This is a genomic window from Chloroflexus sp. MS-CIW-1 (genome assembly GCF_030444705.1).
Lineage (GTDB): Bacteria > Chloroflexota > Chloroflexia > Chloroflexales > Chloroflexaceae > Chloroflexus.
This window is the reverse complement of the sequence record NZ_JAUBWR010000001.1, coordinates 642,018-663,527: the sequence shown is the minus strand read 5'-3', so window position 1 is coordinate 663,527 and position 21,510 is coordinate 642,018. Positions and strand designations below refer to the sequence as shown.

Sequence of the window (21,510 nt, the reverse complement as noted above, 5' to 3'; positions counted from 1 at the left end):
GAGGGAAAGATTCCCTCCGTGCACTATCTGTTACGTATTAGTGTAGCATAGAGCACGCAATATGATATTATGAACGACTATCCTCCACCATCAGAACCGCTTATGACCGACCTGGAAGCAGCCTCGGTACGTCAGCCCCATACTCCTGTTCGTTACGTAGTACGTGAACTTCTGGAAACTGCCGTTTTTATTTTGCTCGTTTTTTTGATTGTGCGCGGTGTCGTGCAAAACTTCAAAATTGAAGGCTCAAGTATGGAGCCAACGCTGCACACCGGTCAGTATATTTTAGTGAACAAGCTCATCTACTTTCATTTCGACCTGAATGCACCTCTGCGCCTGCTTCCCGGTCAAGCTGATTTACCGCCACGGATCGTATACCCCTTTCGTCAACCGCAGCGGGGCGATATTGTTGTCTTTGAGTATCCCCGCGATGTACGAAAAGATTATATCAAACGGGTCATCGGTTTACCGGGTGAGGTGATCGAGATTCGAGAGGGAAGCGTGTACATCGACGGAAAGCGTCTCGATGAACCGTACCTGCGCGGCGCTTCAACGTACTGCCTTAGCGGGTATCGCTGTGCCCAGGGACCGATCACTGTTCCGCCTGGAAGTATTTTTGTAATGGGCGATAATCGGGGAAATAGTTCTGACTCACGTGAATGGGATGCGCTACCGCTTGATCGGGTCGTTGGGCAAGCCTGGCTCATCTATTTTCCGTTTAGTGACTGGGGATTAGTTCCGCACCATCGCTACGATATCGACACTGTAGCCACACGCTGAAAAGTTATTCTCCTTATGCACATTGCAATTAACGCTCATTTGCTTGCTCATACCCATTCGTTTCGTCGGGCTGGTGTCTCACACTACATCGAACAAGTGCTCCTTCATTTGGCGCAGATCGATCACGTCAACCGCTACACGGTGTATACAACACGGGGTCTAGATCAGGGAGCCCTTGGCCTACCGGCAAACTTTGTCGTGAAACCTTCGCGATTGCCGACTATCAATCCACGCATTCGTATCCCATGGGAACAGGGAATTGCACCGTTGATATTGCGCGGCAATGCCGATCTCTATCATGGGTGTCTCAACGTGGCTCCATTGTTGAGTCCGGTACCGACGGTCATTACCATCCATGATCTAGCCTTCATTCGTTTCCCACAGACATTTCGCGCCTACAACCGTATCTACCTCGATCTGGCAACTCGACTCAGCGCCCGCCGGGCCAGCCGGATTCTTGCGGTATCTGAACATACCAAACGTGAGGTCGTTGGGTTGCTCGGTGTTGATCCAAACCGTGTGATTGTGACGCCCAACGCTGCACGTAGCCACTTTCGCCCACCAGAAGCGGCAGTGCTGGCTCAATTCCGTATCCGTCATCAACTACCCGATCAGTTCATTCTCTATGTCGGCACGCTCGAACCGCGCAAAAATCTGACGACGTTACTCGAAGCGTTTGCTCTGCTGCAACGCCGTATACCGTCGATCCCCCTACTGATCGGGGGTGGTAAGGGTTGGATGTACGAGCCGATCTTTGCTCGCCTTGACCAGTTACAGTTGCGTGATCGGGTGAAATTCGTCGGCTATATTCCTGAAGAAGAATTGCCACTCTGGTATGCAGCGGCAACGGTCTTTGTCTTTCCTTCTATCTACGAAGGGTTTGGTATGCCTCCTCTTGAGGCTATGGCGTGTGGTACACCGGTCATTACCTCTAATACCTCAAGTTTACCTGAAGTTGTCGGTGATGCCGGTCTAATGGTTAACCCAACCGATACGCAGGCTCTGGCTGAGGCAATCTATCAGCTCCTGACCGATCCTGATTTGCGGAACGAGTTACGTACACGCGGCCTGGCGCGTTCCAAACACTTTTCCTGGGCTAAAACGGCGGCTGCGACGTTAGCAGCGTATCACGCTGCGTTGACAACCCCCTCTGATGGGATATAATGAATTGAGATATGTAATACCCACAGCGAGATCGCACAGGGAAGGAGCACGGCTATGATCGGTGGTCTGGGTTGGGGTGAGCTTTTAATCATCCTTATTATCGTGATTGCGATTTTTGGTGCTGGAAAGTTGGCCGGTTTGGGTGGTGCACTCGGCAGCAGCATTCGCGAGTTCCGCAAGGCAGTCAGAGGTGATGACGAGCCACGGAACGATACCAAGACCGAGGGTGAAACGAAGGCTTAAACGGCAGCAGATGGGTGTTTCTGTTATTACCAGAGTATTCCTCTCTGGATAAGTCTTCTCATTGCCACCTCAGCAGAAATTGCTGTGTCGGTGTGTATTGACCCAGATCGGTGAAATATTCGTAACGCGACGGGAATGGTGCTGAGCGTATGCTGCGGCACGTTGTTCCTGGAGCGTAGACTCGCATGATCTGGTTGTGGGGCAGGTCAGCGACCTGCCCCTATTGACCCTACGATAGTGCAATATGAAATCCGAAACTGATTTTTTCGATCAGGCAACCATTATTGTCCGTGCCGGTAATGGTGGAAACGGCGCCGCCACATTTCGGCGCGAAAAGTATGTCCCGCGTGGTGGCCCTAACGGCGGCGACGGTGGTCGGGGCGGGCACGTTTACTTAATTGCCGATCCCGAATACAATACGCTGCTCCACTTCCGCTATCAGCGCAAATTCGTCGCCGAAAATGGTGGTCACGGCGGTAAGAATGCGATGCACGGGCGAAACGGTGCTGATGTGTATGTGCCGGTTCCGCCAGGTACCGTAGTACGGACAACTATCGACGGCGTGACCTACAGTGTTGATCTGGCCCGCCCTGGTCAGCGGTTGCTCGCTGCTCGCGGCGGACGTGGTGGACTGGGGAATATTCACTTTGCGACATCAACCCGACAGACACCGCGCCTTGCCGAATTGGGTGAACCCGGTCAGGAGCTGACACTTGAGCTTGAACTGAAAATGCTGGCTGATGTGGGGTTGATCGGTTTTCCGAATGCCGGAAAATCAACCCTGCTCTCAGTGATCAGTGCTGCCCGTCCCAAAATTGCCGCCTATCCCTTCACGACACTCACGCCCAATCTCGGTATCGTTGAAGTTGGTCTCCAACGCTTCGTTGTTGCCGATATTCCCGGTCTGATCGAAGGTGCTCATGCGGGTGTTGGCCTCGGTCACGACTTTTTACGTCACGTTGAGCGGACGCGCCTGCTGATCCACATCATCGACGCCGCAGGTGTCGATGGCCGTAAGCCGTGGGAAGACTACGAGCAGATCAACACCGAGCTGCGCCTCTATCAGCCCGAACTCGCTCAACGTAAGCAAGTGGTGGCGCTTAACAAAGCCGACTTGCCCGCCGCGCAAGAGAATTTGCCAATTCTCCGGGCGCGTTTACCGGTCGCCCCGGAAGACCTCTTCGTCATTTCGGCGGCGACCGGCAGTGGTATCGAGCCACTGCTGCAACGGGTAGCCGAACTACTCCGCGCCGATCCCCCCCCACAACGCGATCCGGTCGATCCTGATGAACCACCGTTGCAGTGGCCGTTGCCGCCAGTTGATGAGAATGCCTTTACAATTGAGCGTGAAGACGATGGCTTTCGGGTGCGTGGCATCAAGATCGAACGCCTTATCGCGATGAGTAATCTGGATCAGGATGAAGCAATTGACCGGATTCAACGTGTCCTTGAAGCCAGTGGTATCAACGAAGCCCTGATCGCAGCAGGCGTTCAGGATGGTGATGTCGTGCGGATTGGACGAGCAGAGTTGATCTGGGATGATAGTGGACGACATGCGCTATGACGACAACTGATAACGCACCGGCTTCTACGCCTCCAACACCATCCGCACCGCCGACCGATCAGATCGTGCAAACCCATCATACCGTGACGATCAACAGTGTTGCAGTGAACTATACGGCAACAACTGGGATCATGATCTTGAAGGAAGAGGTTGAAAAAGACGGTGTACGAACTGGCGAACAGGCACGAGCCGGTATCTTCTTTGTTGCATATACTCGTGATGATGTTACCGATCTGAGTCAGCGTCCGATCACATTTGCCTTCAACGGCGGTCCTGGCTCATCATCGGTATGGCTTCATCTCGGTTTGCTTGGGCCGCACCGTGTGCGGATGCAAAAAGATGGCTGGCCGCTTCCGTCACCAGGACAACTGATCCCCAATCAGTATTCGTTGCTCGATGTCAGTGATGTAGTCTTTATTGATCCGGTGAGTACCGGCTATAGTCGCCCAGTGACCGGTGAATCGGCCAAGCAGTTTCACGATTTTCGTAAAGATATTGAGTCGGTGGGTGACTTTATCCGGCTTTACGTGAGCCGCTATGGACGCTGGCTATCGCCAAAATACCTGGCCGGAGAAAGCTACGGTACCACGCGGGCGGCCGGTCTGGCCGGGTATCTGCAAGAGCGCCATGGCCTCTATCTCAATGGTCTCATCCTCATCTCGGCTGTGCTCCACTTCCAAACCCTCTCCTTCGATCATGGTAACGACTTACCGTACCTACTCTTCCTGCCATCATACACGGCTACCGCATTCTATCACCAACGACTCGAACCGGAGCTACAACGCGACCTGACAACCACGTTACGCGCTGCTGAAGCCTTTGCCCTCGGTGAATACGCACTGGCGTTGTTGCAAGGCGATCAACTCGACTCGGCTACCAGCGAGCACATTGTTACCCAACTCGCCCGCTACACTGGTCTCAGTCGCGATTATATTCGGTGGTCGCGATTGCGCATCCGTGATGACCGGTTCGTCAAAGAATTGCTGCGTGACCAACAACGAACGGTTGGCCGCCTCGATAGTCGCTTTACCGGTAATGATCGTGATGCAGTTGGTGAGACGGTTGAGTTTGATCCGAGTCTCAGTGCTATTATTGGCCCCTACACGGCCGCCCTGAACGACTACGTGCGTCGTCAATTAGGGTTTAGCAGCGATCTTCCCTATGAAATCCTCACCGAACGGGTCTGGCCTTGGAGCTTCACCGATCATCAGAATCGTTACGTTGATGTTGCTGAGACACTCCGACGGGCTATGCACCGGAATCCAGCCCTTCGGGTTCACGTCGCGAGTGGTTACTACGATCTGGCTACACCCTACTTTGCCACTCGCTACACACTCAATCATCTCGCCCTCGATCCGGCTCTGCGCAGCCAGATTAGCGAGAGCTTTTACCCCGCTGGTCATATGATGTACATTCACGAACCATCATTAGCCGAACTCAAAACCGTGTTGGCCGATTTTGTTACCGCTGCCGAAAGGTGAACAGTGCACACGCATGAGGATTGCCAGATTACAGCCCAACGCAACACAATAGCGTTGGCCCACGGAAACGTCAGTTTTCTCGAATGGTCGAGCGATGGACCTGCTGTCTTACTCTGTCATGGCATTACCAGCAGTGCCGCCACTCTCTGGCGATTAGGTGCCGATCTGGCAGCCGATGGCTGGCGAGTCATTGCCGTTGACTTACCTGGTCACGGCCAGAGCGATCTCAGCCCAGCTCATGACATAGACACCATTGCTGGGATCGTTGGTGACCTGATCCAGGTGATTGGTCTGACCGATCTGGCCCTGGTTGGTCATTCCTGGGGCGGCGCCACAACGCTGGCTCTGCTAACTGGGACGCATCCGGTACGCACGCAGATACGGTGCGCCATCTTACTTGATCCGTTGCTCAGGCAAGAAGCGGCTGTCGCACCTGGGTGGCTACCCCAATTTGCAGTTGGTGTCGGTCAACCGCCAGCAGAGACGCTGCCACGGTTGCGCGAGCTGAATCCTGACTGGCACCCCTGCGATCATTACTGGAAGGCACAGGCGTTGGCCGAGTGTCGTTATGAACAGGTCGCCGGTCTGTTCCTTATGCCAGAGGATTGGACGCTCATCCCGCGTCTGGCGCAGGTCCATGTACTAGTCCTTTTCTTGCTGGCCGATCCGGCGTATACCATTATTCCACCGGCACTCGAAGCCGAACTGCGTGCTGTCGCACCGTCAGAACAGGTCCAGATTCAGGTCATTCCTGGTACAACGCACAACATGCTGCGCGGGCCAGGGTATAGGCCGACGTACCAGGCCATCCGCCAGTTTCTGGGATAGATAAAAAAAGTGGTGGCAATGAGCCACCACCATCAATCCGAACAATGACCGGCGCAGACAGGGCGCTACATCGCCTCACGCCGTGATGGCGCCTGGAGGCTTGACGGCTGTTCGGCGGTATGATGCTGTTTGCGCACAAATTCACTATAGCGACGGGTCGAACGTGGATCACGATGACCGAGAATACGACGTACTACCTGTTCGGGATAGAACGTAATGAGAGCGGCTGCCGCTGTATGGCGAAGGTGATGCAGCGTATAGCGCGGTTGCTCGCGTCCATCAACCACATCCACCAGGCGGGCCGCCTTGCAGACTGCTACCCAACGACGGTGGAGCGTGTCGTAAGATGTCCGCGTTCCTCGTGATGAGCGAAACAGAGGCGTCTCAGGGGGTAAATGCTCCATGTCGCGCACCCAATACCGCAATCCACGTAGCGAGCGTGGCATCGCATCAGGGGTCAAGACAATCATCCGTTTCTTCCCACTCTTACTATCCCGGACCAACAACATCTCACGTCCAGGTTCAAGGATCACATCACCGAGATTCAGATTCAGGACCTCATCGGCACGAATACCGATTTCGCGCAATAAGGTAAAGATCAGACGGTACGGTTGTGGTGCGGCAGCAATTGCCTGATCCAGTGCCCGCAAGTCGGTCTCATTGGTAATCGGTTGCGGTCGATGTTCGGTTGGAAGTCGGCAACTAATCTGATCGACCGGATTGTGTGTCACGTAACCGCGCGTCTGGGCCCAGCGGAAAAAACGGCCTAGACTGGCAATGCGCCGATTCGTTGTTCCCGGTTGCTCCTGGCGATTAGCGAGAAACTGCTGGATGTCGGCGGTGGTAATGGCAGACAATTCCTGGCGTAAGACAGCACCGGCGGTTCGTAAATCACAACGGTACGAGGTAATGGTATTGTCACTCAGGCCATCCTCGTGCTTGAGATCGCGCAGAAATTGTTCTAACTCGCTGTTGATGGTCCGCACACACTGGCGACCAAATCCGTTTTCATCTGGCATAGGACACTCCTCTTTCCTGCTGTGATGACAACCTCTTCTTCTCATCATCCACAGCAAGCAGCTCACAGCACGTCGATCAGTGCTGTAAGCGGTTCCTCTCTGTTATGCCGATTGCACAGCCCCACACCGGGAGTGAAGAGCTGACCATTCCATACTCGGTAAAGCACTCGTTGCTGATAACGCGAGGATACCCGGGTACGAATTGCCTTTACCCATCCCCTTCCCAGAAAGACGCTCGGCGCGTGTGGAAGGCATAGTATTCCCAGCGCAATCCTGAACAGATTTACCACCATGCGCATCTAATTGCATTATAGCAAATGCTTCGACATCATGCTAGTTCTAAAAATGAATATTTTGCATGTCGGCAAGAAATTGAACAAGCCATCGAAGTAAGGCAGGGCCGACATGTTTGACATCATTAAATTGTTGGGAATACCCGTCCGCATTATGACACAACAGAACCAATCCTGCAATACCTTCTTCCCGGCAATGAGGGCTTTTTAACGTTCTCACCCGACCCTGGAGATTGGAGCGCAAAAAGAGGAATGAACGCTGAAGAGGTACCATCCTGCTCGAACAGAGGTCTACGGTTCGACCTCCCACGAGCGCGGCGATAATGCTCGTCAGTGTATTGTAGGGAAAGTTCCTCCTTGCCCGTGCTTGCGGGGGGCGGGGGACGCCAACCAATTTGTTGTTACGCACTGCATCATGCGGGTTAGCGGCTCGTGCTTGTGGTGGATTGCGCAGAGCGAGGCTGCTCGGCGGGTGTGAAAGACGTTCATCGGTGAATACGACCAAAAACTGAGACCTCTGAAAATCCCCGCCTTCCTCATTGGCATCATCATGGAGCTTGCCCGAATCTGGTATACTATCAATACAGGGTTAAATAGACACAGCAACCCTTGAGGTCAAGCTGACGGTAGTTGCTACAGAGGAGGTCTTTCGCATCATTCCATTTCACTATCAGAATAGACTATTCAAAAACGAGAGACAATCTAAAAGCATGTTAAAAAGTTCTGAAAGTCTAAGGTTTTTGCAATATGAACACAACAGGAGAAGAACGCAGCGAAATGCGTTGGATTCGGGTTGATTTGCACCTGCACACACCAGCTTCAGAGGATTACGCTGAACCGAACGTTTCTTACCTTGACATTCTGCAAGAAGCCGAGCGCCGTGGTCTTGAGATTATCGCGTTCACCGACCATAATACAGTCGCAGGATATGAGCAGTTTCAACGTGAACTTGAGTTTCTGACCGTACTGGAAAAGGCCGGTCGCCTGACAGGAGAGGAAGCAACGCGACTGGCAGAATATCGGCGTCTACTCGACAAGATTACCGTTTTGCCGGGTTTTGAGTTCACGTCACATTTTGGTGCCCATATTCTTGGCATCTTTCCACCAAATCGGCCGCTGAGTCTGATTGAAGCAACTCTGTTACAACTCGGTATTCCAGCCGAAGTTCTGAAGAATGGTGTGTGCAGTGTAGCTAATACTCGCCATGTAACCGAAGCCTACGAGATTATTCATCGTGCCGGGGGTATCGTGATCGCTGCTCATGCCAATGGACCAAACGGTGTCATTACCGAAACGCTCCGTTTAGGAACGAGCGGTCAGGCGCGGGTGGCTGTCACGCAAAGCCCGTATCTGCATGCGCTGGAGTTTATTAATTTCTATACCGATCACGAAAAGTTTACCTCGCCCGGTTTCTACAATGGGAAAACCGAGCATTACGAGCGCCGGATGTTTTGCATTCAGGGTAGTGATGCCCATCGCCTCCGTCGCCTACCCGAATCAGACGCCCAAGCGCTCCATCGTCACGGGATCGGTGATCGGTATTTCGAGGCGCTCCTGCCCGAACGAAGCTTCGAGGCGCTGAAGGCGCTCTTTTCTAGCCAGGATTTTGATCGGGTACGTGTACCGAAACGTGATCAGAAACAGTGGTCAATCGATGTCGCCCGTTTCAGTGGCAACAGTGAACGTCAGATACTGCACGCCGTTCATGATGCGGCGGCGGCTGTGTCACTCTGGCCCGACATTGCTGCGTTGGCCAATATTGGCGGCGGTGTTCTGATCATCGGCTGCGAACCGGGCGGCCAGGTGATTGGTGTTGAACGCCCTGATCAGGTGACCGAAGCACTCCGCCAGAGTATTGCCGAGCACCTTACACCTCAACCCTATCTGTCATTTGAGCTGATGCACTACGAAGGTCGTGATGTCATTCGGGTAGAAGTTAAGATGCAGGACCCGCCACCCTACGTTGGTAGTAACGGCGCCATCTACATCCGTCGTGATAATGAGACTGTGGTCGCCAATCGGAGCGAGATCATTCAGCTCTGCCGTCAGGCCATAGCGGTCGGAGAACCTTCAGCGCTCGACAATGGTGAAACGCTTGAATTGCCCCGTTCTGGCGTCGAGATTGTCAGTAGTCAGCGACGTGGTGGATCATGGGTGTACGAAGTACGCGATCTCCGTACAACTGTCGGTGTCACTCGTGATCGGGCACAGGGGTTGTGGGCCTACGCGATTGGACGCCACGAAGACCTACGGGAAGGTCGGATTGATCTCCAAAGCCAGGTACGCTGGCGCGGGCGGCTCGGTCTCTGGCGGGCCTATCGGCAGGGATCACGGGTGAAATATGATCTCGTACACCGCGATCAGAACGGTGTGATTGACCATATTTTCTACGGTGTCAGTGATTGGGGTCTCGGTGAGTCCTGGATGAGTCTCTTACAGGAAGCAGGGGCCCGCATTGAGACTGATACCGCCGATTTCGATCAAGAGGAGCCGCTCGAGCCAGTACCCCCACCTGACATCGAATCCTGGGGTGAACGGCGCATTCGCTGGCGCGGTCGCGGCGGCATTGTCCGCATTACCGTTGACAATGATGGTCTGCCACGGTTCGATCTGGTGATGAAAGATAAAGACACGGGCGTGGTACAGGAATACAATGGCGTCCCACGTGAGAAGCTGTCAGAGGCATGGCTGGCGCTCATCCGTGTACCACGCCCGCGCACCGGAATTGAAGTTGTGAATGCCGTCCGCGCAGAAGATGGTGACTGGCTCTACACCTTCCGTAATCTGCGCACAGGCGATGTGAGTGGCGCACCGTGGCGTTTACAAGACATCGAGCCTGGTACGGTACGTGAATATGCAGCACGAATGTACCACCAGGATATTCCACTCGATGAAGATAAGGTGCGATGGTGGGGGAACATTGGCTATCTGCGTCCGATGCGTTCACAGGTCGATCTGGTGTACGTTGATGAGCAGGGAACTACCCACATCTACTATGCAGCCCGACGCGATGAGTTGACCGGCGAATGGCGCGAGCTGCTCCAGTTGTACGGTGAGTAGTGAGCACAAGCGGATATGTTCGCCCGTATCGGTAGCATAGGCGAAAGGTTTAGCGCCTATGCTCGACTAGATTTCGGAGGCACGATGAGTAAGCCGATAACTATCTTACTCGCCGATGACCATACCATGTTCCGGCAAGGCCTGCGCGAGATTCTTGAGCGTAAAGGCGGGTTTCAGGTTGTCGCCGAAGTACGCGATGGCGCGGCAGCCGTTGAGGCAGCTAAAACCACCTCTCCTGACATCGCCTTGCTTGATGTTTCAATGCCGGTGATGACCGGTATCGAGGCTGCTCGCCAGATTGCGCAGGTTAGTCCACAGACACGCTGTGTCGTCCTGACGATGCACCGCGATGAGCAAACAGTGCTCGAAGCACTGCGCGCCGGCGCTAATGCTTACTTGTTGAAAGATGCTGATGCAACCGAACTGATTGAAGCCATTCATGTGGTACATCGTGGTGAAGCAGCATTGGCCGGAAGTGCTGCGGCACGTGTCCTTGAACTTCTCCGTCGCAATGATACAATGCCAGCCTTGAATGAAGTATTGACGCCACGTGAACGTGATATTCTGGCGCTGGTTGCGCAGGGTGATGATAACCGGGCAATTGCACTCAAGTTGAGTCTGGCCGAAAAGACGGTTGGTAATCGTCTGAGCGAAATTTTTCAGAAACTAGGCGTAAGCAACCGCACCCAGGCGGCCATCGTCGCGGTGCAGCGTGGTCTGGTGCCACCACCAGAACTTCGCTAGCATGCCCGACGTGAAAGCGAAAATCATGCGACAACTCACCGGCCTTCATCACGTTACTGCTATCTCAGCCACTATTCGCCAAAATTACGCTTTCTACAGTCGCGTTCTTGGGATGCGGCTGGTTAAACGAACCGTCAATCAAGATGATACCAGCGCTTATCACCTGTTCTACGCCGATGGCGCAGGTACTCCCGGTAGTGATCTGACCTTCTTTGATTGGCCATTGCCGCCTGAACATCGTGGCACTTGCAGCATCATTCGTACCGGACTGCGGGTCAACGGATCTGAAGCTCTAGCGTGGTGGGCTGAGCATCTGCGCACGACTGGGGTATGGGTTGGTGACATCGTGCAACGCGATAACCGTCTAACCCTTGACCTGGAAGACCCCGAAGGGCAACGTCTGATGCTTGTTGATGATGGTGGGATTGGTGAGTTTGTGCCGTGGCAACGCAGTCCGGTGCCTGTTGAGTACCAGATTCGTGGCTTGGGGCCAGTGCTGTTAAGTGTGCCCCGTCTCGAGTTGACGGACGCTATGCTCCGGCTAGTGTTGGGTATGCAACTCCACCACACGTATGTTCACCCCGACTTCCCTGAACAGCCTGTACACGTCTACACGATCGGACAAGGTGGCCCGGCAGCCGAGGTTCATGTTGTTGCTCAACCCAATCTACCGATAGCGCAAGCAGGTGCTGGCGGTGTCCATCATGTTGCCTTTCGTGTCTCAACCTTTGTCGAACATCAGGATTGGGCGCGCTGGCTCCGTGAGTTGCGGATTCCCAATAGCGGGATCGTGGATCGCTACTATTTTCGCAGCATCTATGTTCGCGAACCGAATGGTATTCTCTTTGAACTAGCTACTGATGAACCGGGTTTCGCTGTCGATGAGCCAACCGATACTCTTGGCGAACGATTAGCACTGCCACCATTTCTTGAATCACGACGAGCACAGATCGAGGCAGGATTGAAGCCGCTAGATACGGATTGACTACACCTCATCATTCTGTCAGGCAGAATCGCGGATCATAGCACGACTTTCAGCGTGCTCTGCTTCAGCAAACCTTTGCTTAGCAGACAGTATAACAGCGACGTAACACCGGCGAACATCTCGTACCTGGTGCCGATAACTCCCAACCTGTAGTCACCCAGGTAAGCGGGCCGCCGAACCGCGTTGTGCGGTAGGTGGCTTGCACCCATCGGTTGGCAAACCAGCACCTCATCACTTATGGCGTGGGGATTCCCATACCCACATCCTGCGGTCAGCAGAGACGGCAATTCAGGTCCCCTCCTTCTTTCTAGTGGGAACTTCTCCCCATTCAGTCAGGAATGCCATCCCTTGGTTTGCGCTTTAGCGCTGGTTATACTGGTAGTGCATGTGAAAGCATCCTGTCTCGGATAGTATTGATAGACGTGGAGGAAACGCTGTGACAATGTTGGTCAATAGCTTGAAGACTGTTGGTTTGCTTGGTCTGCTCACCGGTCTGTTCATCGTCATCGGTGGTGCTATTGGCGGCCAGCTCGGTATGATTATCGCTCTTGTGCTGGCCGTAGCGATGAATATGGGTGCCTGGTGGTTCTCTGACACGCTGGCACTCAAAATGAGTGGCGCCCAGGAAGTTTCACCTGATGAGGCGCCAGAACTTCACGCCATGGTTGAAGAACTGTCACGGCGTGCAGGTATTCCTAAACCGCGTGTCTACATTATCGACACCGATGCACCAAACGCCTTTGCTACCGGTCGCGATCCCGCTCATGGTGCAGTCGCCGTGACAACTGGAATTGCGCGATTGCTGACTCGTGAGGAACTTGCTGGTGTAATCGCTCACGAACTGGCCCACATTAAGCATCGTGACACCCTTATTTCTTCAATTGCAGCTACCATCGCCGGTGCTATTGGTATGCTGGCCGATATGGTCATGTGGGGGATGATCTTTGCCGGTCTTGGTGGTAGTGACGAAGAAGAGGATGGTGGCATTGCTGGTCTGGTCGGTGGCATACTAACAGCAATGCTGGCGCCAATCATGGCTCTGATTATTCAGATGGCTATCTCGCGCTCGCGTGAGTACATGGCCGATGCAGGCGGTGCGCAAATTCTCGGCAACCCGCTACCGTTGGCAAGCGCTCTTGAGAAACTAGAGTGGGCAGCAGGTCGTATGCCTATGGAAGATGTGCGTCCAGCAACTGCACACATGTATATTGTCAATCCGGTCCTTGGTGGCCTGGCCAGTCTCTTCCGCACTCACCCTGAGACCCATAAGCGTATCTCGCGTCTGCGTGCGATGGCGAACCGGGGCAACAATACTGCCATAGCGGTTTAGTAGCCAGGAGTATGTAGCGCGTTCACATAGATAGCTCCCCCCCCCCCCCTTCGACGGGCATTACTCAATGGCGAGTGATGCCCGTTTTTGGCTTCCTGTGATGAGCATCGCAGATGTACCGACCTACTTACGCCGAGTGACGAGATAACCTTCGTCCTCGATCCTATACCACTTGGTGTTGAAATCGATGAAGAGACAGCATGGCGCTGCACTCTCGTTCCACCGCAGTACGTGGGTTGCATTGTGCGCAAAGATCAACCATAATGATGGTGAACCCCTATGACGAGGGTTGCCTGCCCATCAATCCTTCTGATAAGGAATAAACGATATTATGAAACGCAATCTCCTCAGCTCCCTTTTTCTCATTCTCCTGGTACTAGTAGGTTGTATGGCACCGGGTGATTCTGCGCCGGTAACACCTACTGCCGTATCGAAACCGGTTGTCGGCTCGACGAATGCCCCTCCCCGTCCGTCCACCGCTGTAGCAGAGAGCACTCCCGAACCCTCTTCTCAGATCGACGAGATCGCCTTGCTCGACGCAGCCAGGCGTCTGCCGCGTGATCAGATAGAGCTGGCACGACAACTCGGAAGCTGCCGACCAGCACCTGATGAGTGTCCGAATGTGGCGCGAACTGAACCGCTCGAGGTACAGGTTGGCGAGCGTCGCACGTTTTTTGTCACCGATTTCGGTACCGACACTCAATACGAGATTACTGCCGAATTGCGCTACGCTGGGCCGGTGGTGCTGATGTATGTCGAAGTTGGTGTACCCTACAATCAGGCTGCGCTTGAGCGGGCTGCCCGTACTTTTGAAAGGGAGATCTACCCGCGCACACGCGAGATTTTCGGCAGCGAAATTCAACCTGGTGTTGATGGTGATAACCGAATCACTATTCTCAATGCCGTCGAGCGGAGCAAGCAGATTCTTGGCTACTACTCATCGAGCGACTCGCTTCCCCGCCAGGTCAATCGCTACAGCAACGAGCGTGAGATGTTTTTTATGAACATCGATCTGATGCCATTTGATAGTGATACCTATCTCGATGTGCTAGCTCACGAGTTCCAACACATGATCCATCAGAATGAACAACCCGGCAGTGCGCTCTGGCTCAATGAAGGAATGTCACAGCTTTCGGAAGACTTGAACGGATTCCAGAGCGAGGGCTTTATTCCGCTTTACCTGCGCAACACTGATATTCAGTTGACCGGTTGGGGATTTGCACCCGGTCAGTCAGGTGTACATTACGGTGCAGCGCACCTCTTCATGCGCTACATCTACGCTCAATATGCCGGTAAAGAGCAGTTACGCCCTCTGATTCGGGCTGATGCCGGTAATAATTTGGAAGCATTTGTCGAGTTAGCGGCCAAAGTACGCCCTGATATTGGTCATTTCCGTCAGATCGTCGCCGACTGGGCCGTTGCGAACCTGATCAATGATCCACGGGTTGGCGATGGGCGATATACCTACGATACCGGCACTGAGCTATCCAATCTGCTCCCGCGTAAAGTACGACCGACACCGATTGGCAATCTCTATCGTGATGACGTTGTTCAATTTGGGATCGATTATCTCGCTCTTCCCCGCAAGACGCGAACAGTCATATTTCGAGGCGATCAGACGGTGCGTATTGCGGGTCAGATGCCACGTGGGCGCTACGCCTGGTGGAGCAACCGTGGCGATGACAGTATTGCGACCCTGACGCGGGTCGTTGATCTACGCAACGTAAGCTCGGCAACGCTCACATTCGATACCTGGTTTGAGATTGAGGATGATTACGATTACGCCTTCGTGACTGTCTCAACTGACGGGGGGCAAACCTGGGAGACACTGCCCGGCAAGTGGACAACCGACTACGATCCGCAGGGGGTCAATTACGGTCATGGGCTGACCGGCGTATCGGGACGACCGGACGCAAATCTGGAGGATGGTCTACGTGGTCTCTGGGTGACTGAGCAGATGGATCTTACCCCCTTTGCGGGCCAAGCAATTCTGTTACGTTTCTGGTCAATTAACGATCAGGGCGTGCATGCACCAGGTATGTTGATCGATAATATCGCTATTCCCGAAATTGGGTTTCGCGATGATGTAGAATCTGGTACCGGAGACTGGGAGGCTGCCGGTTTTGTACGGATAGACGGTGATTTGCCTCAACTGTGGGAATTACGACTGGTACGCACGGCTTCCGACGGTCGCATCACGGTGGAAGCACTTGTGCCAGACGCCGACGGTACCGCTACTGCAACGCTCAACTCCAACGAGCAAGGTGTGTTGATTGTCATTGCGGCTACGCCGCACAGTAGTGAACGGTCACAATATGAGGTGAGCTGCGCGGAATAATGGGATCGTAAGGCGGGGCTGGAATGGATCGGGAACTAAAAATCCATTGGCTGGCAGTACTGAGTATAACAATGCTGGCGACGCTGATTGTGTTCATGCAGATGAACCAGCCACCGAAACTGGGCCGGCTAGTCGGTGATCTCAACCCGGTTGGGAACATTCCAGCACGCAGTGATGATACGGTACAACCGACAAGTAATGAACTCTTACGAATCAGGGTAGGATCGCACGCCGTACCGGACGATGTGAGCATCAACGCAATAACTGCCGAACTTTACACAGCACTGGCGTATGTGAGTGTCCGTACTGCAACCCGACTCAACGGGCCAATCACCGTCGTCATTACTGCTAGCCCGGATTGCGCATTGCATGGCGTTGCCTACACTGATATTCGCGAAGTTCAAGTGTTTACTTGTGCTAACCTGCCGCTGTCTCGCGCCGTTGCCATCCTCGCTCATGAGTTTGTACATCAACTGGCTCACGACCACTACGGTCCTGCACACCTGCGAAGTGATCCTATCTTGCTTGAAGGCTGGGCAACCTGGGGCGCAGGTTACTACTGGCTGGGGAGTCAACCAGACTTCCGCACCTTCCTGAGCGGTTATGCAACTTTGCCACTGGTAAGCAATCATCGTGGTCGGTCCGCAGATGAAATGAACACCCTCTACTACCAGTGGGCCTGCTTTGTCGAATACCTGCTCAAGACGTATGGACGAGAGGCCTTTGACAGACTTTATCAGAGCGGCGCTGACGACGTTGGCAGTGCCGCTTATCAAGAGGTCTACGGTGTTGATCTCTCTACCCTCGAAGCACAGTGGCGGGTTTGGCTCAGCATAAACACTGAAGCTCAACCTGCCCCTTGAATTCAATCACCCGGCATATATTTGCGACGGGCCACACCATCGGCAATTGCTGCCTGAGCAACCGCAGCGGCGACTGTCGGTACAATCTGACGATTGAACACGCTGGGCACAATGTAATCTTCGTTCATCTCTTCAGGTGGGATCACCGTGGCCAGAGCATCAGCCGCAGCTAAACGCATCGCTGAGGTAATTCGGCGAGCGTGTACATCAAGTGCGCCGCGGAAGATGCCAGGGAAACTCAAGACGTTGTTTATTTGATTAGGCTGATCACTGCGTCCGGTAGCAACCACGCGCGCATACTGACGGAGCATATCGGGATCACCTTCGGGAATGGGGTTTGCCAGCGCAAACACGATTGGATCGCTTGCCATTGCTGTTATGTGATCAGGTGTGAGAATATTGCCACGTGAAACCCCAATAAACACATCAGCCCCCTGAAGCGCCACCGCCAGATTACCACGCCGTCGATCACGATTGGTCTGCGAGGCAATGATTCGCTGCATCGGCGTCTGTCGTGCGTAATCGTCCTCAACCAGAATCCCAAACCGATCAACCGCCGTGATTTCCCCAATCCCGGCTTCAATCAGGGTACGGATAATCGCGGTCCCGGCTGCGCCAACACCGTTAACAACCACTCGTACATCGTTCAGCCGCTTGCCAACGATTCGCAACGCATTACGCAAAGCAGCCAATACCACAACAGCAGTACCGTGCTGATCATCGTGCATCACCGGCAGATCAAGACTCTCTTCCAGCCGTCCTTCGACAATAAAACAATTGGGCGCGGCAATGTCTTCCAGATTAATTCCACCAAAGCTCGGCGCAATCTGTTCGACCGTTTGTACAATCACATCAGGGTCTTGCGAGCGCAGACAGATTGGTACCGCATCAATATTGGCTAGCTCTTTGAAAAGGATTGCTTTGCCCTCCATCACCGGCATAGCAGCTTCTGGGCCTAGATTGCCAAGACCAAGAATAGCCGAACCGTCACTGACCACAGCGACACTGTTACCCTTCCATGTCAGTGAGTAAACTTTTTCGGGATCGTCGGCAATAGCCCGACAAACACGCGCAACGCCCGGCGTGTAGGCCAGCGAAAGATCATCGCGTGTCTTGAGAGGTACCCGACTCTGGGTGGCTAACTTACCGCCAAGGTGCGTGAGAAAGACACGGTCGCTTACCTGAAGCACTTTGATGTTTTGCAACGAATTGATTGCTGATACCAATTGTTCGCCGTGCTGCTCATCTTGTACGCGCACGGTAATGTCGCGCACTATAATGTTACGCTCGGCACGCACAATATCAATCGCACCAATGTCACCACCGACCTCGCCAATTAAGGTTGTTAATCGTCCAAGCATCCCCGGACGGTTTTCAATTTGACAACGCAAGGTCAGCGTATAAGCCACCCCAACCGACATAACCTTCACCTCTTATTCTGGATGAAATACACAAAAATGCCCGTCACGGCGACGGGCATCACTGCCTTATTATTGCATAGTACCACAACTGTGAGTTTAGAGTGCATCTGGTTCCGGTTGTCGCAGAGGGTGATCAGAAACTCAGCTTTCTCATTGGGCACGTACCGTACCTGTGCGACCATCGCGTGAGAAGGAGCCACCCACCCCCCTTTCTCTCCCGTTGTAGAAGAGGAAGGGGGCAAAGGGGAAGGTGAGGGGACCAACTTCCCCCTTCCTCTCCCGTTGTAGAAGAGGCAAGGGGGCAAAAGGGAAGGTGCGGGGGTAGCCATCCCCCCTTCCTCTCCCGCAGCGCGGGAGAGGAAGGGGGGTGGGGGGAAGGTGAGGGAACCAACCTCCCCCCTCCCCTCCTATCTCAAAACGAACCATGCAGACACAACCCTAGCGTTCGTTCGTGGTACAATGCAACAAATAACAAACCACGGAATCAGTATGGGCCTTGAAATCATTCGTGCAATTGTGGCATTTATTCTCGGTGTCCTGCTCGTTGATCAATACCGACGCAGCATCGCCGGTTCACGCCGTCGCCGAGCATTTGCTCTGGGTGCAGCCGCGATGCTGGTCATTGCCACTTCTAATCTCTTTTCAGCAGCTCTGGTACCGTTCATGGTAATTGGCGGTGGCCTGACCCTGGCAGCCGTTTGGTTTCTCTGGCAAGCGTACCGACACGGTGAGCTGCAAGATCGCTTTGAACGAGCCCGTAACTACCTGGAAGTAGAGCGTCGCAGGTACGATGAACAAGATGGGGGAGGTTCCCAACATGATTGACCTGGAGATGATCGGGCGGCGGGCCAAAACGGCAGCCCGTGCATTGGCAAAATTATCAACTGAACAAAAAAATGCGGCATTGCATGCAATTGCTGATGGGTTATTGGCACAGCAACAGGAGATTCTTGAAGCTAACGCCGCTGATGTTGCCGATGCCGAGAAAGCCGGTACTCCTCCGGCAATCATTGATCGAATGCTGCTCAACCCATCGCGGCTGGCGACCATTGCCAAGGATTGCCGCAATGTTGCCGCTTTGCCTGATCCTGTCGGTGAAATCTTCGATCAACGCGAACTCCCATCAGGTTTGCGACTTTATAAGCGGCGCGTTCCAATTGGGGTAATTGGCGCAATCTATGAAGCTCGCCCCAACGTTACGATTGATATTGCTTCACTGTGCCTGAAAGCCGGTAACGCCGTTATTTTACGTGGTGGCAGCGATATTGCTCGGAGTGTTGCGGTAACGACGAGGGTTATTGCATCGGCTTTGGAACAGGCCGGATTACCGTCATTCGCGGTACAAAGTATCACCGATCCTGATCGTGAGCTAGTACGGCAGTTGTTACGACTTGATCGCTACGTTGATATGATTATTCCGCGTGGTGGTGCCAGTTTGCACCGCTTCTGTGTTGAGAATGCTACAGTTCCTGTGATTGTCGGTGGTATGGGTGTCAGTCACATCTACGTCGAACCAAGTGCGAATTTCGCCCGTGCCGTACCGGTTATCGTTAATGCAAAGGTGCAACGACCAGGGGCCTGTAATGCGCTCGATACCTTGCTTGTGCACCGTGATGCCGCACCGGTCTTTTTACCAATGGTCGCAGCCGCACTCGCGCAACATGGCGTTGAAATGCGTTGTGACCTCGAAGCATTGGCGATTCTGACTGATGCCCCTGGTCACGAAAGCTGGAATGTAAAACCGGCCAGCCCAACCGATTTTGGTTGTGAGTTCCTGGCGTTGATTGTTGCTATCAAGATTGTTGGCAGTATCGATGAGGCGCTCGATCACATTGCCCTCTACGGTGGTCATTCAGAGGCTATTCTAACCGGTGACCCGGTCAGTGCCAAACGTTTCACCCGTGAAGTTGACGCTACTGCCGTTTTTGTTAATGCCAGCACACGCTTTAACGATGGTGGTCAATTTGGCCTGGGTGCAGAAGTAGCGATTTCGACTAATCGCTTGCACGCCCGTGGCCCAATGGGGTTACGCGAGCTCACCACCTACACCTGGATCGGCGAAGGTGATTATCTCGTGCGAGCGTGAATATGCAACTGACCCTGCGACTGGCCCATCTCTATCCAGATCACATGAACGTGTACGGTGATCGCGGAAACATCATTGCCCTCCGTCAACGGTGTCAACGCCGTCATATTGTGCTTGAGGTCATACCGGTCAATCCCGGCGACACCGTTGACTGGCAGACAACGGACCTGGCGTTTTTCGGCGGTGGTCAGGATAGTGGTCAGGCATTGATAGCCAGCGATTTGATCGAGCGCCAGGGACCAGGGTTGCGGGCAGCGATTGCCGCTGATCTGGTGGTACTGGCGATCTGTGGCGGTTATCAATTGCTGGGCCATTACTTTCTTACCCATACCGGCGAGCGCTTACCTGGCCTGGGTGTGCTTGATGTTTACACTATTGCCGGTAAACGTCGTATGATTGGTAATATTGTGATTGAGGTCGATCTGGGGAAGGGGCCGTGGCAATTGGTCGGCTTCGAGAATCACAGTGGCCGCACCTTTCACGGCCCTGGTGTACAACCGTTAGGACGTGTATTGGTTGGCTATGGTGATAACGGTCAGGATCGTAAGGGTGGTGCCATCTATCGCAACACCTTTGGCTGTTATCTTCATGGTGCCTTGTTACCTAAAAATCCTCAACTGACCGATCATTTAATCGAACTGGCTCTACGGCGACGGTACGGCACACAGGTTGAACTAGCTCCGTTACCTGCCGAACGTGAGCTTACAGCCCAGCGCGTTATGGTACAACGTTTGCTGTCACGCCGGTAATTCACCTACAGAAGAGGTAAACCGATGCAGTTCACAACAACAGGTTCTCCCTCTGCAGAAGAGGCTGCGGCAGCAGTGGCCGCAATTATGACGTTGCTGACCGAAGAGGAAGTTGCAATCAACGACCAACCTGCATCGACGACACGCTGGCAAGACTCGATGCGTCTGATCGCACAGGGGATGCCACCGATGCGTACACCGGTTCCACCGCGTTGGTCAACGATAGAGCGCATCCGTCGCGCCGGTCGCGGCGGGATGGGTATTGTGGGGATGTAACGGTTCAGCAGTGCTGGACACTCAACATTCGCCAGCGGTTTTCAACATTTCCAGACCTCTCGTGGCTGGGAAAGTGGACCGCTGGCGTTTGTCATGTAGAGCATAGCATTGAACTATCGTTTGTCGTATATCGGGATACCATCGCTTCCATGCAAGAGGGGCTGGCGAGAACGCCCCCTTTCCAATGCGGTAAAGAACATGACCGGCTAGGCAACAGGCACGTGGCCCCACACCACTGGCGGAACGAGAAGCGGCGCATCTTCGCACGCGCTGCTGACAGATCAGA

18 protein-coding genes are annotated in these 21,510 nt (G+C 53.8%); 16 read left to right on the top strand and 2 right to left on the bottom strand.

Annotation, left to right across the window (positions count from 1 at the left end):
- Window positions 1–69: 69 nt before the first annotated feature.
- The 6 genes from lepB to QTO31_RS02615 all read left to right on the top strand — a co-directional run bounded on the left by lepB (window position 70) and on the right by QTO31_RS02615 (window position 6,060).
- Window positions 70–780, top strand: coding sequence for a signal peptidase I (gene lepB / locus QTO31_RS02640; RefSeq protein ID WP_031458005.1), 711 nt, complete (start codon window positions 70–72; stop codon window positions 778–780).
- Between the two features lie 15 nt (window positions 781–795).
- Window positions 796–1,944 (top strand): glycosyltransferase family 4 protein, encoded by a 1,149-nt coding sequence (locus QTO31_RS02635; RefSeq protein WP_301428002.1) that lies wholly within the window; start codon window positions 796–798, stop codon window positions 1,942–1,944.
- A 54-nt stretch (window positions 1,945–1,998) separates the two neighbouring features.
- Window positions 1,999–2,187 (top strand): twin-arginine translocase TatA/TatE family subunit, encoded by a 189-nt coding sequence (gene tatA / locus QTO31_RS02630; protein ID WP_028457550.1) that lies wholly within the window; start codon window positions 1,999–2,001, stop codon window positions 2,185–2,187.
- 244 nt (window positions 2,188–2,431) lie between these two features.
- Window positions 2,432–3,751 carry a GTPase ObgE gene (gene obgE, locus QTO31_RS02625; RefSeq protein WP_301428001.1) on the top strand — a complete coding sequence of 440 codons (1,320 nt, stop codon included), beginning with the start codon at window positions 2,432–2,434 and terminating at the stop codon, window positions 3,749–3,751.
- The gene (locus tag QTO31_RS02620; protein ID WP_301428000.1) at window positions 3,748–5,232 is read left to right on the top strand and encodes a S10 family peptidase; all 1,485 of its coding nucleotides are present in this window, start codon (window positions 3,748–3,750) and stop codon (window positions 5,230–5,232) included. Before obgE ends, QTO31_RS02620 begins: the two co-directional genes overlap by 4 nt.
- 3 nt (window positions 5,233–5,235) lie before the next feature.
- Window positions 5,236–6,060, top strand: a complete 825-nt coding sequence (locus QTO31_RS02615) for an alpha/beta fold hydrolase (RefSeq protein ID WP_301427999.1) — start codon at window positions 5,236–5,238, stop codon at window positions 6,058–6,060.
- 65 nt (window positions 6,061–6,125) lie between these two features.
- Here the strand turns inward: QTO31_RS02615 and QTO31_RS02610 are convergent, their stop codons facing one another.
- Window positions 6,126–7,079 carry a tyrosine-type recombinase/integrase gene (locus QTO31_RS02610; RefSeq protein ID WP_031458000.1) on the bottom strand — a complete coding sequence of 318 codons (954 nt, stop codon included), beginning with the start codon at window positions 7,077–7,079 and terminating at the stop codon, window positions 6,126–6,128.
- 1,040 nt (window positions 7,080–8,119) lie between these two features.
- Here QTO31_RS02610 and QTO31_RS02605 point away from each other — a divergent pair.
- From QTO31_RS02605 to QTO31_RS02580, 6 genes are all read left to right on the top strand, one after another.
- Window positions 8,120–10,432, top strand: coding sequence for an RNA-binding domain-containing protein (locus QTO31_RS02605; RefSeq protein ID WP_031457999.1), 2,313 nt, complete (start codon window positions 8,120–8,122; stop codon window positions 10,430–10,432).
- 84 nt (window positions 10,433–10,516) lie between these two features.
- The gene (locus tag QTO31_RS02600; protein ID WP_031457998.1) at window positions 10,517–11,176 is read left to right on the top strand and encodes a response regulator transcription factor; all 660 of its coding nucleotides are present in this window, start codon (window positions 10,517–10,519) and stop codon (window positions 11,174–11,176) included.
- A 25-nt stretch (window positions 11,177–11,201) separates the two neighbouring features.
- Window positions 11,202–12,161: a ring-cleaving dioxygenase gene (locus QTO31_RS02595; RefSeq protein ID WP_301427998.1), complete on the top strand. Its 960-nt coding sequence runs from the start codon at window positions 11,202–11,204 to the stop codon at window positions 12,159–12,161.
- Between the two features lie 442 nt (window positions 12,162–12,603).
- On the top strand, window positions 12,604–13,491 hold the full coding sequence (htpX, locus tag QTO31_RS02590; protein ID WP_031457995.1) for a zinc metalloprotease HtpX: 888 nt from the start codon (window positions 12,604–12,606) through the stop codon (window positions 13,489–13,491).
- Window positions 13,492–13,822: 331 nt separating this feature from the next.
- Window positions 13,823–15,829 (top strand): immune inhibitor A domain-containing protein, encoded by a 2,007-nt coding sequence (locus QTO31_RS02585; protein WP_301427997.1) that lies wholly within the window; start codon window positions 13,823–13,825, stop codon window positions 15,827–15,829.
- Between the two features lie 23 nt (window positions 15,830–15,852).
- A complete protein-coding gene (locus tag QTO31_RS02580) occupies window positions 15,853–16,692 on the top strand; it encodes a hypothetical protein (RefSeq protein ID WP_301427996.1) in 840 nt (279 codons plus the stop codon).
- 2 nt (window positions 16,693–16,694) lie between these two features.
- Here the strand turns inward: QTO31_RS02580 and QTO31_RS02575 are convergent, their stop codons facing one another.
- Complete coding sequence (locus QTO31_RS02575; RefSeq protein ID WP_301427995.1) at window positions 16,695–18,113, bottom strand: malic enzyme-like NAD(P)-binding protein; 1,419 nt, start codon at window positions 18,111–18,113, stop codon at window positions 16,695–16,697.
- A gap of 489 nt (window positions 18,114–18,602) precedes the next feature.
- Between QTO31_RS02575 and QTO31_RS02570 the strand changes: the two genes are divergently transcribed.
- From QTO31_RS02570 to QTO31_RS02555, 4 genes are read left to right on the top strand one after another with little or no spacing between them, the layout of a single operon-like run.
- On the top strand, window positions 18,603–18,938 hold the full coding sequence (locus QTO31_RS02570; RefSeq protein ID WP_301427994.1) for a hypothetical protein: 336 nt from the start codon (window positions 18,603–18,605) through the stop codon (window positions 18,936–18,938).
- Window positions 18,931–20,199 (top strand): glutamate-5-semialdehyde dehydrogenase, encoded by a 1,269-nt coding sequence (locus QTO31_RS02565; protein WP_031457989.1) that lies wholly within the window; start codon window positions 18,931–18,933, stop codon window positions 20,197–20,199. Before QTO31_RS02570 ends, QTO31_RS02565 begins: the two co-directional genes overlap by 8 nt.
- 2 nt (window positions 20,200–20,201) lie before the next feature.
- The gene (locus QTO31_RS02560; protein ID WP_301427993.1) at window positions 20,202–20,948 is read left to right on the top strand and encodes a type 1 glutamine amidotransferase; all 747 of its coding nucleotides are present in this window, start codon (window positions 20,202–20,204) and stop codon (window positions 20,946–20,948) included.
- A 24-nt stretch (window positions 20,949–20,972) separates the two neighbouring features.
- On the top strand, window positions 20,973–21,224 hold the full coding sequence (locus QTO31_RS02555) for a hypothetical protein (protein ID WP_031457987.1): 252 nt from the start codon (window positions 20,973–20,975) through the stop codon (window positions 21,222–21,224).
- Window positions 21,225–21,510 lie beyond the last annotated feature (286 nt).